Here is a 15,327-nt window from a genome sequence, read left to right as displayed (position 1 = left end):
ATGTGGGAGCGAGCCTGCTCGCGATGGTCTCGACGCGGTCTTGAGTCAGGCGATCAACCTTTGAGCTTCGACCAGATCCGATCCTGCAGCTCCCGCGCCTTGTTGCTGCATTCCTTCTCCGGGCGCAGGCGCGAGGCGTACTCCTCGGGCATGTTGATCGCGTCCATGACCTTCCATTTCGCATCCAGCAACTGATCGCTCTGAATCCCGTTGGCATAGGCAATCGCGTTGGACACGGCCGCCGCGTTTTCCGGTTTCATCATCCAGTCGATAAAGATCTTGGCGTTGCCCGGATGCGGCGCGCTTTTCGGTACGGCGAAGTTGTCCTGGAACATTGCCAGGCCTTCTTTCGGGTACACGTATTTGATCGTGCTCTTCTGCAACGTGGCGCGGGCCGTCGAGCCGTTCCAGTTCTGCATCATGATCACCTCGCCCGAGGCCATGCGGTCGACGGTGTTGTCGGAGCTGTACATCTTCAAAAACGGTTTCTGCTTTTGCAGCAGCTCGAGGATGCGCTTGGCGTCCTGCGGGTTTTCCGTGCATTCGTCGACGTTCAGGTAATGACTGGCGGCGTTGATCACGCTGCTGGAGGTGTCGAGGGCGGCGAGCTGGCCTTGCAGTTCCTTGCGCGGCTCGAAGAATTCTTTCCACGAGTCGTCGAGCTTGCCGCCGGGTACGCGGGCGCTGTCATAGGAAAACCCGGTGGTGCCCCACAGATAAGGCGCCGAAAACTTGCGGCCGGGGTCAAAGCTCGGGTCGCGGAACGGGCCTTTGACGTACTGGAAGTTGCTCAGGGTCGGGGCGTCGATTTCCAACAGCAGGTCCTGCTTGATCAGCGTCTGCATGATCGACTGCGACGGTACGATCACGTCATACGCGGCGCCGCCGGCCTGCAACTTGGCGAGCAGGGTTTCGTTGCTGTCGTAGCCGTCCATGGTGACCTTGATCCCGGTCTCCTTTTCGAACTTGGCCAGCAGGTCCACCGGGTAGTAATCGGTCCAGTTGTAGAAGAACAACTGTTTGGGCTCGGCGGCGTGGGCGCCGAACGCGGTGAAACAACTCAGGGCCAGACCGGATACTGCCAGACGCATGTTTTTCACTTTCATGAGCGCGCTCCAGGTTTATTGTTGTTTGCCGCGTTGGCCGAGCCAGAAGGCCAGCACCACCAGCACGATGGAAATCACTAGCATCAGGGTTGAAATCGCGTTGATTTCAGGTGTTACGCCAGCCTTGATCGCCGAGAAGATGTACACCGGCAACGTGGTCGAACCGGGCCCGGCGACGAAGAAGGTCATGATGAAATCGTCGAGGCTGACCACGAACGCCAGCACCGAACCGGACAGCACCGCCGGCCACAGCAGCGGCAAGGTCACGCGGCGAAACACCTGCCACGGATTGGCATACAGGTCGTTGGCGGCCTCCAGCAGGCTCTTGTCCAGATCGTTCAGGCGTGCGCGGATCGGCAGGTAGGCGAACGGGATGCAGAAGCCGATGTGCGCGACGATCACCGTCATCAGCCCGAGCTTGATGCCCAGCGCCATGAACAGCAGCAGGGTGGCCACGGCGGTGACGATCTCCGGCAGGATCAGCGGCAGGTTGATCCCGCCCTCGACCATTTTCTGCCCGTAGAACGGCCGGTAGGTCGCCAGCGCCGCCAGCAGCGCAATCGCCGTGGCGCACACGGTGGCGATGGTCGCGACGATGATCGAGTTCAGCGCCGCGGTCTGGATCGACGGGTTGGCCAGGATCCGCCCGTACCAGGCGAACGAGAACTCGGTCCACACCGTCGCCGAGCGGTTGGCGTTGAAGCTGTAGGCGATCAACACCAGGATCGGCACGTACAGATAGGCGAGGATCAGCAGGCTGATTTCCCGGGTCGCCGGGAGTTTTTTCAGGTGCAGAGAGATCATGCTTTCGCTCCCCGGTTCAGGGTTTTCGCCGCGCTGCGGCTGTACAGGGCGTAGAGCACCAGTGACAACAGCAGAATCCCCAGCAGCAGGAACGACAGCGAACTGCCCAGCGGCCAGTTGCGTGCGGTGCCGAATTGCTGCTGGATCAGGTTGCCGATCATCAGGGTCTTGCCGCCGCCGAGGATCGCCGGGGTGATGAAGGCGCCGAGGCTCGGCACGAACACCAGCAACGCACCGGCAATCACGCCGGGCATCGACAGCGGCAGGATGATCCGCCGCAGCGCATGCCAGCGATTGGCGCCCAGGTCATAGGCGGCTTCCACCAGACGCCAGTCGAGTTTTTCCAGGGTCGAGTAGATCGGCAGAATCATGAACGGCAAGAAGCTGTAGACCAGACCGACGCTCACGGCGAAGTCGTTGTACAGCAGGGTGATGCCGCCGGCACTCGGGAACAGCGCGTTGAGGCTCTGGGCGACCCAGCCCTGTTCGCGCAGGATGATCAGCCACGCGTAGTTGCGGATCAGCAGGTTGGTCCAGAACGGAATGGTGATGAGCAACACCATCAGGTTGCGCCGGCGTGGGGTCAGGCTCGACATCCACAACGCCACCGGAAAGCCGAACAGGAAACACAACAGTGTGGTGCCACCGGCCTGGAACACCGAGCGCAACAGCGCCTGGGCGTAGACCCAGTTCAGCTCCAGCTCGCCGTCAAAACCTTCCTGGAAAAACAGCTGCACGTAACTCTGCAACTGCCATTGGGCCTGCCAGTCGACGCCGCCGTAGGTGTTGCGCGGCAGCAGGCTGATGTAGCCCATGATCCCCAGCGGAATGGCGATCAGGGCGAGCAGGGTCAACACCACCGGGCTGAGCAACAGCGCGCGGTTGAGAGAGGGGGAAGTGCTGCTGACGCTCATCTCAGGCCTCCATCAACAGACAGGCCTGGGGCGGCAGGTGCACCGCCACGGGCTCGCCGACTGCACGACCACGGTTCAGGCCTTCGTTGTTTTCCCGCAGCATGACTTTGATGTCGTTGTTCAAACGGCACTGGTACAGCGTCGCGGTGCCGACATACAGCACCGCCTCGATTACCCCGCGCAGGTGATGCGGCTGATCCGCTGCGACCAGTTGCGAGCGCTCGGGCCGAAATGCCAGTTGCACGCTGCTGCCATTGACGCCTTGCGGCGGGCAGGGGATTTCCACCGGCATGCCGCTGGGCACGAAGAGGTTTTCGTTGTGGTCGCCGCGCTTGAGCTCGCCGGGGAGGAAATTGATGTCGCCGATGAACTGGGCGACGAAACGGTGCTGCGGGCGTTCATAGATGTCGGTCGGGGTGCCGATCTGCAGGATCTTGCCGGCGGACATCACCGCGATCCGGTCGGACAGGGTCAAGGCCTCTTCCTGATCGTGGGTGACGAAGATGAAGGTGATTCCGGCTTCCTGCTGCACGCGCTTGAGTTCGACCTGCATTTCCTTGCGCAGCTTCAGATCCAGCGCCGACAGCGGCTCGTCGAGCAACAGCACTTTGGGCTTTGGCGCCAGGGCCCGGGCCAGCGCGACACGTTGCTGCTGGCCGCCGGAAAGCTCAGCCGGTTTGCGCCCGGCCAGGTGCTCCATCTGCACCAGTGCGAGCATCTCGTCAACCCGTCCCGGAATTGTCTTGCGATCAAGACCCTGCATCTCGAGGCCGAAGGCGATATTCTGCGCGACACTCATGTGCGGAAACAGCGCGTAACTCTGGAACACCGTGTTGACCCGACGCTTGAACGGCGGCAGGTGATTGACCGTTTCGCCCGCCAGACGGATCTCGCCGTCGCTGACGTGTTCGAAACCGGCGATGGTGCGCAGCAGGGTGGTCTTGCCGCAGCCCGAGGGGCCGAGGAGGGTGAAAAACTCGTTGTCGGCGATGTTCACCGACACGTTGTCGAGGGCAGGCGCGAGGCCAGGGTCATCAGAATACCGCTTGGATACGTTACGCACTTCAATGGCTATTGGCTGACCCATAATGGTGCAATCCTCTAATTATTGTATGCAATATCTGAATGCAATTTAGAAATACCCGGATTAATCTGCTGGCGCAACCCCCCATTTCCCTGACTGAGTCGTTCGTCGGGCAGCGTCGCCAGCGTTGAAGGAGCTTCCAAATGACCGAGAAAAAAACGGAAACCACGGTCGACCGCGTCTACCAAGGGGTTTACGAGGCGATCAGCAAGCGTTCGCTGCGTCCGGGGATGAAGCTGGGCGAGGCGTCGCTGGCGGAATTGTTCAATGTCAGCCGCACGTCGGTTCGCGCCGCGCTCAAGCAATTGGAGGCCGACGGACTGGTCACCACCGAGCCCAATAAAGGTGCATCGGTATCGTTGCCCAGTGATGAAGAGATCCGTTCGCTGTTCGAAACCCGGCGCCTGATCGAGATCGGCATCGTCACCGAACTGTGCCGGCGCAAGGACTCTGCGGCGATGCAGGACCTGCGTGATCATTTGCTGCTGGAAGACGAAGCCCACGAAGCCGGCGATCACGAGCGGCTGATTCACCTGCTCGGCGAGTTCCACATCAAACTCGCCCGCAGCCTGAACAACCCGGTACTGCTCGACTGGTTCCAGAAGCTGATTTCCCGCGCCTCGCTGTACGCCGCCGCGCTGGATGACGACAGCCACGAAGCCTGCCGTGATGACGAGCACCTGCGCCTGATCGAGTACATCGAGGCCGGCAATCAGAGCGCCGCGATCGAGCTGACCTGCATGCACCTGGACGGCATCCAGAAGGCGATCCTCGACGTCGCTGCGAAAATGAAGACTGGCTACCATCCGCTCAAACACCTGATCGGAGTGTGAGCGTCGAGTGCAGGTGAAATCGGCTATACCTCTAATGAAACCATCGCTGCCCGACACGCTCGAAACAGACGGGCGTGGCGTTTGAACGCGCGGCGATAGAACCGGACCCACTACAAGGCGTTGAAGCAGCTGATGCAGTTTTTATCCGATAGCCATGGGTGTGACGGCTGGCAAGGCGAGATGGCCGGGCGCATTCGTGCGTTTGACTGGAGCAGGACTGATCTGGGCCCCCTCGAAACCTGGCCGGCCAGCCTGTGCAGCACTGTCCAGCTGATGCTGGCCTCGCCGCTGCCGATGGTCATGCTCTGGGGGCATGCCGGTTACATGATCTACAACGACGCTTATTCACGATTCGCCGGCGGACGACATCCCTACCTGCTCGGATCGCCGGTGGAGCTTGGCTGGCCGGAGGTGGCCGATTTCAACCGGCATGTGGTCGACACCTGTCTGGCCGGCGGCACCCTGGAATACCGCAACAAGGTCTTGGTGTTGCTGCGCGACGGCGTGCCCGAGGATGTCTGGCTCGATTTGTATTACAGCCCGGTGGCCAACGATGCCGGTGTGCCTTCGGGCGTGATGGCGATGGTGGTGGAGACCACTGAACTGGTGTTGTCCGAGCGTCTGCGCCAGGCCGCTGAAGATGCCTATCGCGCCGATAATGAGCGGGTGCGCCTGGCACTGAATGCCGGGGCATTGCTCGGCTCGTTTGTCTGGGACGTCAGAAACAACGTGCTGTCGGCCGACGAGCGTTTTGCCCGGACATTTTCCTACCCGCCTGATCAAGACCTGAGCAACCTGCCGCAGCATATCGCCGAGACGCACATTCATCCGGACGACCGTAATTGGGTACAGGAGTGCGTGGAGAATTCGGTGCGTACCGGCGAGCCCTACAACGCCGAGTACCGGGTGGTGCGTGCCGATGGCAGTTGTCTGTGGGTGCTCGCCAGCGGTGCTTGCGAATTCGACGAGCAGGGCCGGCCGTTCCGTTTCCCCGGTGTGCTGATCGATATTCACGAGCGCAAGACCGCCGAGGAATCGCTGCTCAAGTTCACCCGCAACCTCGAACAGCGGGTAGCGGATGAAGTCGAGGCGCGCCTCGCCGCGGAAGAGCAATTGCGTCAGTCGCAGAAGCTCGAAGCCATCGGCGGCCTTACGGGCGGCGTGGCCCATGACTTCAACAACCTGCTGCAAGTGATCGCCGGCAACCTGCACCTGCTGGCTCGCCATGAACCGGACAATGCCAACGTCCAGCGTCGGGTCAGCGCCTCGCTGGCGGCGGTGGAGCGGGGCGCCAAGCTGTCTTCGCAACTGCTCGCGTTTGCCCGGCGTCAGCCGCTGTCGCCGGCGGTGTGCAATCCCCGGCAGATTTTCGAAGGCGTGGGCGAGTTGCTGCAACGGGCGCTGGGCGAAACCATTCAGATCGACGTGCAACTGCCTGTTGAGCCTTGGCACATCAACGTTGACCGCAATCAACTGGAAAACGCCATTCTCAATCTGGCGATCAATGCCCGGGATGCCATGAAGGGCGAGGGCACGATTGTGCTCGGCGCCTCCAACCTCTCGCTGGACCGGGCGTTCTGTTCGGGCAAGGGCATCGTGCCGGGGGATTTCGTGCGGGTTTCGGTCAGTGACAGCGGCGTGGGCATTGCCCCGCACATGCTCGAGCAGGTGTTCGAACCGTTCTTCACCACCAAGGCCGACGGCCAGGGCACTGGCCTGGGCTTGAGCATGGTGTTCGGCTTCGTCAAGCAGAGCGGCGGGCATGTGGAGATCGACAGTCGGATCGGCGAAGGCACACGGGTGCAGTTGTACTTTCCACGCAGCCTGCGCCCCGTGCTCGATGACTCGCCGAGCGTCAATCATCAGCAGGCGGGCGGTCACGAAACGATCCTCGTGGTCGAGGACAACGAAGCGGTGCGCACCTCGGCGGTCGAACTGTTGCGCGAAGAAGGCTACCGCGTGCTGATCGCCGGCAACGGCGATGCGGCCATGCAGATGTTGATGGAAGGCGCGCGGGTCGACCTGATCTTCACCGACGTGGTCATGCCCGGTCTTATCAAGAGCTCCGATCTGGCGGCGTGGGCCAAGGTGCAAATGCCGCCGGTGGCGGTGCTGTTCACCTCGGGCCACACCCGCGACATCATCTCGCGCAACCACCAGCTCAGCCCCGACACCCATTTGCTCGGCAAGCCCTATGGCCCCGAAGCACTGCTGCAGATGATCCGTTCCGTGCTCAGCACCTGAGCTCCAATCCCCTGACCAAGGCTGGCCGATGACTTCCAGACGCAATTCCAGTTCTGCCGCCGGCATGGTTCGCGTGCGCGGTGCCCGTGAACACAATCTGAAGAACGTGGACGTCGACATTCCTCGCGATGCACTGGTGGTGTTCACCGGGGTGTCGGGTTCGGGCAAGTCGTCGCTGGCGTTTTCGACGCTGTATGCGGAAGCCCAGCGGCGCTATTTCGAATCGGTGGCGCCCTATGCGCGGCGGCTGATCGATCAGGTCGGCGTGCCGGACGTCGATTCCATCGAAGGCCTGCCCCCGGCCGTGGCCCTGCAGCAACAGCGCGGCACGCCGAGCACGCGCTCGTCGGTGGGCAGCGTCACCACGCTCTCGAGCCTGATCCGAATGCTGTACTCGCGCGCCGGCAGCTATCCGCCGGGGCAGCCGATGCTCTACGCCGAGGACTTCTCACCGAACACGCCACAAGGCGCCTGCCCGCAATGCCATGGACTGGGCCGGGTCTACGAGGTCACCGAGGCGTTGATGGTGCCCGATCCGAATCTGACTATCCGCCAGCGCGCCGTGGCGTCCTGGCCGCTGGCCTGGCAGGGGCAGAACCTGCGCGACATCCTGGTGACCATGGGCATCGATGTCGATATCCCGTGGCGCAAGCTGCCGAAAAAACAGCGTGACTGGATCCTCTTCACCGAGGAAACACCGACCGTTCCGGTGTACGCCGGGCTGACGCCGGAAGAAACCCGCGTCGCCCTCAAGCGCAACATGGAGCCGAGCTATCAAGGCACCTTCACCGGCGCCCGGCGCTACATCCTGCACACGTTCACCCATTCGCAAAGCGCGCTGATGAAGAAACGCGTGTCGCAGTTCATGCTCGGCAGCCTGTGCCCGCTGTGCGATGGCAAGCGCCTCAAGCGCGAGGCGCTGTCGGTGACGTTTGCCGGGCATGACATTGGCGAGTTGTCGCGGATGCCGCTGCTGCAAGTTGCCGAAGTCTTGAAACCGGTGGCGGACCCGAGCTGGCTGGAACACGCCGATGAAACCGGCGAAACCCTGAGCCACAGTCAGACCCGCGAAGCCCGGCAACAACGCGTGGCCCATGGCGCCAGCGGCCACGCCAACGCGCCGGACGTGCGCCATACGCCGAACCTGTCGCTGGAAAAACGCCTGGCCGCGCAGCGCATTGCCGAGGACTTGCTGGAGCGGGTCAGCACCCTGACCGATCTCGGGCTCGGATATCTGGCGCTGGAGCGCAGCACGCCGACCCTGTCGTCCGGCGAATTGCAACGCCTGCGACTGGCCACTCAATTGGGCTCGCAATTGTTCGGCGTGATCTACGTGCTCGACGAACCCTCCGCCGGCCTGCACCCGGCGGACGGCGAGGCGCTGTTCGAGGCCTTGCAGCGTCTGAAGGCCGACGGCAACAGCGTGTTTGTGGTCGAGCACGATCTGGACACCATGCGCCGCGCCGACTGGCTGATCGACGTCGGCCCGGCGGCCGGTGAAAAGGGCGGGCAGATTCTCTACAGCGGCCCGCCACCGGGGCTGGCCGCGATCGAGGACTCGCAGACCCGCGCCTATCTGTTCGCCGAACAGCAACGGTCGACCCGTACGGCGCGCAAACCGTCGGGCTGGCTGAAGCTCGACGGTGTCACCCGCAACAACCTGAATAACCTCAGCGCCGAATTTCCCCTGGGCTGTTTCACCTCGGTCACCGGTGTTTCCGGTTCGGGCAAATCCAGTCTGGTCAGCCAGGCGCTGCTGGAACTGGTCGGCGCGCAGCTCGGGCGCAGCGTCAGTGACGCCGAGCCGGAAGAACTCAATCTGGAAGACGATACCCCGTCTGCCAGCACCGGCCAGGTCAGCGCCGGGCTGGAGTCGATCAAGCGTCTGGTGCAGGTCGATCAGAAACCCATCGGCCGCACGCCGCGTTCGAATCTGGCGACCTACACCGGGCTGTTCGACAACGTGCGCAAGTTGTTCGCCGCGACCGACGAGGCGAAAGCGGCGGGTTACGACGCCGGGCAGTTTTCCTTCAATGTCGCCAAGGGTCGCTGCCCGACCTGCGAAGGCGAGGGGTTTGTCAGTGTCGAGTTGTTGTTCATGCCCAGCGTTTATGCGCCGTGCCCGACCTGCCATGGCGCGCGTTACAACCCGGAGACCCTGGCCATCCTGTGGCAGGGCTTGAGCATCGCGCAGGTGCTGCAACTGACGGTGGACGAGGCGGTGACGGTGTTTGCCGAGCAACCGGCGATCCGCCGTTCGCTGGAGGTGCTGCGCGACATCGGTCTCGGTTACCTGCGCCTCGGTCAACCGGCGACCGAGTTGTCCGGCGGCGAAGCCCAGCGCATCAAACTGGCCACCGAACTGCAGCGCAACCAGCGTGGCGCGACGTTGTATGTGCTGGATGAACCAACCACCGGGTTGCACCCGCGGGACGGTGACCGCTTGCTGGAGCAGCTGGATGCGCTGGTGACGGCGGGGCACACGGTGATCGTGGTCGAGCACGAAATGCGCGTGGTGGCGCAGAGCGACTGGGTGATCGACATTGGTCCGGGCGCCGGGGATCAGGGCGGCAAGATCGTCGTGGCCGGTACGCCGCAGAAAGTGGCGGCGAGCAAGAAGAGCCGGACTGCGCCGTTTCTAGCCCGTGCCTTGAACCGATAACTGCGTCGCCTAGGCGGGCCTCATCACGGGCTTGCACGCAATGGCGGTGTATCAGGCGCCGTCGAGCGTGCGGCGAACCTTGTCCAGCAACTCGCGGATCTGGAACGGTTTGACCAGCATCTCCATGCCGGCCCCGAGGAACACCTGGCGGTTGATCGCGGTTTCCGCGTAACCGGTCATGAACAGGATCGGCAGCGCTTCACGCCAGCCCCGGGCAACGTCCGCCAGTTCACGGCCGGTCATGCGTGGCAGACCCACATCGGTCAGCAGCAGGTCGATCGACGAGTCGTTTTGCAAGCGCTCCAGCGCGGTTTCGATATCGGCCGCCTGGGTGCAGCGGTAACCAGCGTCTTCCAGCACTTCGGTGACGAACAGGCGCACCGCCGGCATGTCTTCGACGATCAACACATGTTCGCCCGAGCCTTGCGGATCGATGGTCACCGGGGCCACATCGACAGCGGTCGGATCACTGGTGGCCGGCAGCATGATCGTCACTTCGGTGCCGCGTCGCGCCACGCTGCGGATGTGCGCATCGCCACCGGATTGACGAGCGAAACCGTAGATCGTCGACAGCCCCAACCCGGTGCCCTGGCCCAGCGGTTTGGTGGTGAAAAACGGCTCGAACACCTTATCGATGACGCTGTGCTCGATGCCGGTACCGTCATCGCGCACCGATAGCGCCACATAGGAACCATCGGCGAGGTTCGGGTCGCCGTGGGAATACGCCGCGTAAGTGCTGACCCAGATATTGCCGCCCCGTGGCAATGCGTCCCGGGCGTTGATCACCAGGTTGAGCACTGCGCTTTCGAGCTGGATCGGATCGACCAGCGCGATGGCAGGTTTGGTGGTCATTTCCAGTTTGAGGGCGATGCGTTCGCCGATGGTGCGCACCAGCAACTCTTCCAGCGAGCGGACGTGCTTGTTGATGTCCACCGGACGGGTGTCGAGCGGTTGCTGGCGGGCAAAAGCCAGCAGGCGATGGGTGAGCGAGGCCGCGCTCATCGCCGAACTCAGGGCCGCTTCGGCATAGAACTGGACCTTGTCCGGGCGCGCATCGGCGACGCGTTTCTGGATCAGTTCGAGGCTGGTGATGATCCCGGTCAGGAGGTTGTTGAAGTCGTGGGCGATGCCGCCGGTGAGTTTGCCCAGCGCATCCATTTTCTGTACTTGCAGCAGTTGCGATTCGGCGCGTACCCGGTCGGCGACTTCCTTGGCCAGTTGCGTGGTGGTGTCGTCCAGCCGCGCCAGGTGCGAACGTTCGCGGTGACGGTGTTCGGTGACGTCTTCGACGAACACCAGGCTCAGTTTCGGGGTGCGGTAGGGGGAAATTTGCCACTCGGTCTCACGGATCTCGCCCTGCACGCGCATGTTCAGCGTGCCTTTCCAGCGTTCGCCATCCACCAGCCGCAGGCGCAGTTCGTCGAGGATCGCGCTCTGATCCTCGGCGAAGCATTCGCTGAGGGTCTGCGGGTCACGGTTGTCCTGGATCAGTTGGGAGAAAGCGTGGTTGCACTCGTGGACTTTCAGGTCGGCATCCAGCACCGCGATGGGCGCGGAGATGTTGACGAAGATCTCGCGGAAACGCGCCTCGCTTTCGCGCAACGCGTTCTCCGTGTCGCGCACCCGAAGCAGGGTGCGCAATGTTGCCAGCAGCACATCGGGATCGACCGGGTGAATCAGATACGCATCGGCCCCGGCATCGAGGCCGGTGATGATGTCGCCGGTCTGGATCGACGCGGCCGACACGTGGATCACCGGGAGCAGGGCGGTGCGGGCGTCGGCGCGCAGTTCGCGGACAATATCGAAGCCGCTCATGTCCGGCAGGTTGACGTCGAGAATCAACGCGTCGAGCTTTTCACTGGCGATCAACGCCAGGCCTTCGCCACCGGTGCCGGCCTCTGACACCTCATAGCCGTGGCGTTCCAGCCGCCGGCGCAAGGCGTAACGGGTGGCGACGTTGTCGTCGACAATCAACAGACGGATGTCATGTTTCATCGACGCTCTCCTGGGCGATCGCCAGCGGGATGATCACGAAAAAGCACGAACCCACGCTCGGGGTACTCTGGACGCCGACCTCGCCACCGAGCAGTTCGGCGAAGCGTTTGCACAGGGACAAGCCGAGCCCGGTGCCGCGCAGGCGTTTTTGCAGCGGTGAGTCGACCTGAGAAAAGTCTTCAAACAAGGTGCCGTGCAGCTCCGAAGCGATACCGATACCGGTGTCGCTGACGGCGAACCGTACCTTGTCCTCACCTTCAAGGCGCGCCGAGATCCGGACTTCACCACGGGTGGTGAATTTCAGCGAGTTGGAAATGAAGTTGCGCAGAATCTGCGCGAGCTTCTTGTCGTCGGTATAGAGACGCGGCAGGCCTACCGGCTCCTCGAAAATCAGGTCGACGGCGGTGGCGTCGACAATCGGCCGGAACATTCCGCGCAACGCCGCGAACAGGTCGAACATGTCGAACCACGCCGCAGAAATGCTGATGCGTCCGGCCTCGATCTTCGCCAGGTCGAGCAGGTCGTCGACCATGTCGCTGAGTTCCCGGGCGGCGCTGCTGACGAAGGCCACCTGCTTGTGCTGCTCGGGGCTGAGCGGGCCGTCGAGTTCGTCGGCCAGCAGGCTGTTGATGCTCAGGATCGAGCCCAGCGGCGTGCGGAACTCGTGGCTCATGTACGACAGAAAGCGGCTTTTCAGATCGGACGCCTGGCGCAGTTGTTCGGCCTGAGTGTCGAGTTCGGCGTACAGCGCGAGCACGCCCTGATTGGTTTCGTCGAGCTCTTCGCGCAACGCAGCGGTTTCGCTCTGCAACTGGGCGATCAACGCAGCCTGTTCGGCATTGCTCAGTGTCGGGGACTCAGCCATGGGCGGCCTCCAGGGCAACGACCAGCACCGTTACATCGTCGCGCCCGCGACAGAAATCGCGGTGCAGGACGGTGGCTATCACGGCGGGATGGCGATGCACCAGACCGGGGTAGTCTTGAAGGTTCCAACGGGACTGCAAGCCATCGCTGTACATGATCAATAGATGTCCGTTCACTTGAGCATAGTCAAAGGGCTGGGCTTTTCGGTATTGGCCGCCGACTATCCCTGGATGCGAGGCCAGTCCGCGCGACTTGTCGGAGGCGATCAGGCTGGCACCGATGTTACCGACACCGGTGAACGACAGACTGGCACGCCCTGCGTGAAACTGCGCGAATGCCACTGCGCCACCCCGGCTCCCGATCATCTCGCGGTGCATGTCTTCCATCAGCAGCGTCGGCGTACCGAACGGGCTCAGGGCAAAGGCTTTCTCTCCTGCACGGGCCGCACGCTCGGCGTCCTCGCCATGGCCCAGACCGTCGACGATCAGGGCACTGATGTCACGGCCATGAATCGCCAGATGCCAGACGTCACCGCAGGCTGGATCGTTGTGCAGCGAGTGCTGGCTGACACCATACGGCAGATCCGCCTGACGGTCGCTGCGCGGGTACAGACGAGCCAGCAGCACGGCGCCGCGATGATCGGCAAATACGTCGAAGATATCCGCCTGTCGAGCCACTGCACCGAGGCCGATGCCCTGAGTGCCACCGGTGGAAAAGCCATCCGCCAGACACGCGTCCAGATCAAACCCCTGGGCACGGTCGACCGCAATCATCTCGATGCCGTCGTCACCCTGACGGGGCAACAGGCGCAGGTGCAATTCCCCGCGCCCGGCATGCTTGAGCACATTGCTCGCCAGCTCCGTGGCCACCAGCGCGACGCGGCCGGCATCGCTTTCGCCAAAACCGTGTTGCTCGGCCAGACGTTGCGCCGTACGCCGGGCATGGCCGATCTGGCTGCTGTCCTCGATCACCAACACCTGGGTCAATGTCCCGCTGATGTTCATGTCCATCGGGTGATCGTTATGCGAGTGCCTTTGCCGGGCTCGGTGTCCAGTTCAAATTCGTCCACGAGACGCTTTGCCCCGGTCAGGCCCAGGCCCAGACCGCTGCCGGAGGTCCAGCCGTCGGTCATCGCCAGTTTGATGTCGGGAATGCCCGGGCCTTCATCGCGAAAGGTCAGGCGCAGGCCGACCTTGTGGTTGTCGTCGAGGATCTGCCAGTCCATGTCTCCGCCACCGCCATACACCATGGTGTTGCGCGCCAGCTCGCTGACGGCGGTCACCAGTTTGGTCAGGTCGATCAGGCGCATGCCGCATTCGGTGGCCAGCTTTCGCGCCTGTTGCCGGGCCAGCACCACGTCCTGCTCGATGTTGATCGGTTGGGTACCGCTGCTGCGCACGGTCATTGCTGGCGTACTCGTTCCTGCAGCAGTTTCATGCCGCGCTCGACGTTCAGCGCGGTACTGACGCCTGGCAGGTACAGACCGAGCTCGACCAGGGTAATGGCGACCGCCGGCTGCATGCCGACGAGCATGGTTTCGGCGTCCATGATTTTCGACAGGCCGGAAATGGTGCCGATCATCCGGCCAATGAACGAATCGACCATGTCCAGCGCCGAGATGTCGATCAGCACCCCGCGCGCGGAGGTCTTGCTGATGCGTTCGGACAGGTCGTCCTGCAGGGTGAGGGCGAGTTGGTCGTGCATGTCGACCTGGATGGTCACCAGCAGGAAGTCACCCATCTGAAGAATCGGGATACGTTCCATTGTTCAGACCGTCTTGGTGAGGGTGATGCCCAGACGGGTCAGCGCCAGTTTCAACGCATCAGCCAGATTGGCTTTGGTGACCACGCCTTGCAGGTCGAGGCCCAGGTGCACGATGGTCTGGGCAATCTGCGGTCGCACGCCGCTGATGATGCAATCGGCGCCCATCAGGCGGATCGCGGTCACGGTCTTGAGCAGGTGTTGGGCGACCAGCGTGTCGACGGTCGGCACGCCGGTGATGTCGATGATGGCGATTTCCGAGCCGGTGTCGACGATGCGTTGCAGCAGCGATTCCATTACCACTTGGGTGCGCTGTGAATCGAGGGTGCCGATCATCGGCAGTGCGAGCACGCCATCCCACAGCTTGACCACCGGGGTCGACAGTTCCAGCAGTTCTTCCTGCTGGCGCTTGATCACCGCTTCACGGGATTTTTGGAAGGTACGGATGGTGTACAGACCGAAGGCATCGAACAATTCGGAAATTTCCCAAAGCTGTTCGGCGAGCAGGGCGGGCTGATCCTGATAATGGTTTTGCAGCAGGGCGAACAGCGGGCCCTTGAGCGAGAAAATGAAGCTGGCGGTCTGCTGGGAATCCTGACCGAGCTGGGCACGGCTGTGGGAGAGTTTTTCGAGGAACTGGCGCATGCCTTCCCAGCCCGGCGCGGTGATGTTGGTGCCGCTGTCGTTTTCCAGGCCGCTGACCACCAGTTGCAGGAATTCGCCGGTCTGTTGCTGTATGTCGTGTTCTTTGAGGTTGCGCGTAGCGCCGGTGGTTTGAAGCCCGTTGATCCATTCGCCCAGCAGTTGAACCTGATTGTTTTTAATCGCATTAAGTGTGCTGTTCTGCAGTGCTGCCATGTGCCTGTTGCTCCATTGCGAATAGGGGGCCGGTTCTTCGGGAAATGACCGGCGCGAAGTGAATGACCTTGGCCGTTCGAAATAGTTGTTCGTTCCCCCGAGGATATTTTTGATCTGCCGCAAGGAACGCACCGGTAACTCTAGTCGGCGCGGCCAGGAATGCTGATCTTTTGCCAGCAACAAAGCCCAACGCAAAGAGGCC

Annotated in this window: 13 protein-coding genes; 3 read left to right on the top strand and 10 right to left on the bottom strand. The window is 62.5% G+C overall.

Annotated features, from left to right (window positions below; all coding sequences use genetic code 11):
* Positions 1 to 53: 53 nt before the first annotated feature.
* Genes K3819_RS16475 through K3819_RS16460 form a run of 4 tightly spaced genes read right to left on the bottom strand, consistent with a single transcriptional unit; the run spans position 54 to position 3,911 of the window.
* Entirely contained in the window at positions 54 to 1,106 is a 1,053-nt protein-coding gene (locus K3819_RS16475) for an extracellular solute-binding protein (protein ID WP_064597104.1), read from the bottom strand.
* Positions 1,107 to 1,121: 15 nt separating this feature from the next.
* Positions 1,122 to 1,910 (bottom strand): ABC transporter permease, encoded by a 789-nt coding sequence (locus tag K3819_RS16470; protein ID WP_064597101.1) that lies wholly within the window; start codon positions 1,908 to 1,910, stop codon positions 1,122 to 1,124.
* On the bottom strand, positions 1,907 to 2,824 hold the full coding sequence (locus K3819_RS16465) for an ABC transporter permease (protein ID WP_085710121.1): 918 nt from the start codon (positions 2,822 to 2,824) through the stop codon (positions 1,907 to 1,909). Before K3819_RS16465 ends, K3819_RS16470 begins: the two co-directional genes overlap by 4 nt.
* 1 nt (position 2,825) lies before the next feature.
* Complete coding sequence (locus tag K3819_RS16460) at positions 2,826 to 3,911, bottom strand: ABC transporter ATP-binding protein (RefSeq protein WP_039768863.1); 1,086 nt, start codon at positions 3,909 to 3,911, stop codon at positions 2,826 to 2,828.
* Between the two features lie 140 nt (positions 3,912 to 4,051).
* Between K3819_RS16460 and K3819_RS16455 the strand changes: the two genes are divergently transcribed.
* The 3 genes from K3819_RS16455 to K3819_RS16445 all read left to right on the top strand — a co-directional run bounded on the left by K3819_RS16455 (position 4,052) and on the right by K3819_RS16445 (position 9,647).
* A complete protein-coding gene (locus K3819_RS16455; protein ID WP_039768861.1) occupies positions 4,052 to 4,741 on the top strand; it encodes a GntR family transcriptional regulator in 690 nt (229 codons plus the stop codon).
* 132 nt (positions 4,742 to 4,873) lie between these two features.
* A complete protein-coding gene (locus K3819_RS16450) occupies positions 4,874 to 6,985 on the top strand; it encodes a PAS domain-containing sensor histidine kinase (RefSeq protein WP_221397478.1) in 2,112 nt (703 codons plus the stop codon).
* Between the two features lie 28 nt (positions 6,986 to 7,013).
* Entirely contained in the window at positions 7,014 to 9,647 is a 2,634-nt protein-coding gene (locus K3819_RS16445; RefSeq protein WP_221397477.1) for an excinuclease ABC subunit UvrA, read from the top strand.
* A 51-nt stretch (positions 9,648 to 9,698) separates the two neighbouring features.
* On the opposite strand, the gene K3819_RS16440 is transcribed toward K3819_RS16445, so the two are convergent.
* Genes K3819_RS16440 through K3819_RS16415 form a run of 6 tightly spaced genes read right to left on the bottom strand, consistent with a single transcriptional unit; the run spans position 9,699 to position 15,125 of the window.
* Positions 9,699 to 11,642 (bottom strand): response regulator, encoded by a 1,944-nt coding sequence (locus K3819_RS16440; protein ID WP_064597085.1) that lies wholly within the window; start codon positions 11,640 to 11,642, stop codon positions 9,699 to 9,701.
* A complete protein-coding gene (locus tag K3819_RS16435; RefSeq protein ID WP_221397476.1) occupies positions 11,632 to 12,507 on the bottom strand; it encodes a sensor histidine kinase KdpD in 876 nt (291 codons plus the stop codon). Before K3819_RS16435 ends, K3819_RS16440 begins: the two co-directional genes overlap by 11 nt.
* Positions 12,500 to 13,510 carry an ATP-binding protein gene (locus tag K3819_RS16430; RefSeq protein WP_221399713.1) on the bottom strand — a complete coding sequence of 337 codons (1,011 nt, stop codon included), beginning with the start codon at positions 13,508 to 13,510 and terminating at the stop codon, positions 12,500 to 12,502. The genes K3819_RS16435 and K3819_RS16430 overlap by 8 nt, the downstream gene beginning before the upstream one ends.
* Entirely contained in the window at positions 13,507 to 13,911 is a 405-nt protein-coding gene (locus tag K3819_RS16425; RefSeq protein WP_039768856.1) for an anti-sigma regulatory factor, read from the bottom strand. Before K3819_RS16425 ends, K3819_RS16430 begins: the two co-directional genes overlap by 4 nt.
* A complete protein-coding gene (locus K3819_RS16420; protein ID WP_011334518.1) occupies positions 13,908 to 14,270 on the bottom strand; it encodes an STAS domain-containing protein in 363 nt (120 codons plus the stop codon). Before K3819_RS16420 ends, K3819_RS16425 begins: the two co-directional genes overlap by 4 nt.
* A 3-nt stretch (positions 14,271 to 14,273) precedes the next feature.
* On the bottom strand, positions 14,274 to 15,125 hold the full coding sequence (locus tag K3819_RS16415) for an STAS domain-containing protein (RefSeq protein WP_221397475.1): 852 nt from the start codon (positions 15,123 to 15,125) through the stop codon (positions 14,274 to 14,276).
* Between the last annotated feature and the right edge of the window lie 202 nt (positions 15,126 to 15,327).

Origin of the sequence: Pseudomonas sp. 3-2 (assembly GCF_019710535.1) — a bacterium.
Taxonomy (GTDB): Bacteria; Pseudomonadota; Gammaproteobacteria; order Pseudomonadales; family Pseudomonadaceae; genus Aquipseudomonas; species Aquipseudomonas pharyngis.
The sequence above is the reverse complement of the archived record's forward strand: the minus strand, read 5'-3'. Positions and strand labels throughout refer to the sequence as shown.

Excerpts from the sequence above, each read along its gene's own strand:
- K3819_RS16455 (WP_039768861.1), top strand. The coding sequence starts at position 4,052 with ATGACCGAGAAAAAAACGGAAACCACGGTCGACCGCGTCTACCAAGGG.
- K3819_RS16450 (WP_221397478.1), top strand. The coding sequence starts at position 4,874 with ATGCAGTTTTTATCCGATAGCCATGGGTGTGACGGCTGGCAAGGCGAG.
- K3819_RS16460 (WP_039768863.1), bottom strand. The coding sequence starts at position 3,911 with ATGGGTCAGCCAATAGCCATTGAAGTGCGTAACGTATCCAAGCGGTAT.
- K3819_RS16445 (WP_221397477.1), top strand. The coding sequence starts at position 7,014 with ATGACTTCCAGACGCAATTCCAGTTCTGCCGCCGGCATGGTTCGCGTG.
- K3819_RS16420 (WP_011334518.1), bottom strand. The coding sequence starts at position 14,270 with ATGGAACGTATCCCGATTCTTCAGATGGGTGACTTCCTGCTGGTGACC.
- K3819_RS16470 (WP_064597101.1), bottom strand. The coding sequence starts at position 1,910 with ATGATCTCTCTGCACCTGAAAAAACTCCCGGCGACCCGGGAAATCAGC.
- K3819_RS16465 (WP_085710121.1), bottom strand. The coding sequence starts at position 2,824 with ATGAGCGTCAGCAGCACTTCCCCCTCTCTCAACCGCGCGCTGTTGCTC.
- K3819_RS16440 (WP_064597085.1), bottom strand. The coding sequence starts at position 11,642 with ATGAAACATGACATCCGTCTGTTGATTGTCGACGACAACGTCGCCACC.
- K3819_RS16430 (WP_221399713.1), bottom strand. The coding sequence starts at position 13,510 with ATGAACATCAGCGGGACATTGACCCAGGTGTTGGTGATCGAGGACAGC.
- K3819_RS16415 (WP_221397475.1), bottom strand. The coding sequence starts at position 15,125 with ATGGCAGCACTGCAGAACAGCACACTTAATGCGATTAAAAACAATCAG.
- K3819_RS16475 (WP_064597104.1), bottom strand. The coding sequence starts at position 1,106 with ATGAAAGTGAAAAACATGCGTCTGGCAGTATCCGGTCTGGCCCTGAGT.
- K3819_RS16425 (WP_039768856.1), bottom strand. The coding sequence starts at position 13,911 with ATGACCGTGCGCAGCAGCGGTACCCAACCGATCAACATCGAGCAGGAC.
- K3819_RS16435 (WP_221397476.1), bottom strand. The coding sequence starts at position 12,507 with ATGGCTGAGTCCCCGACACTGAGCAATGCCGAACAGGCTGCGTTGATC.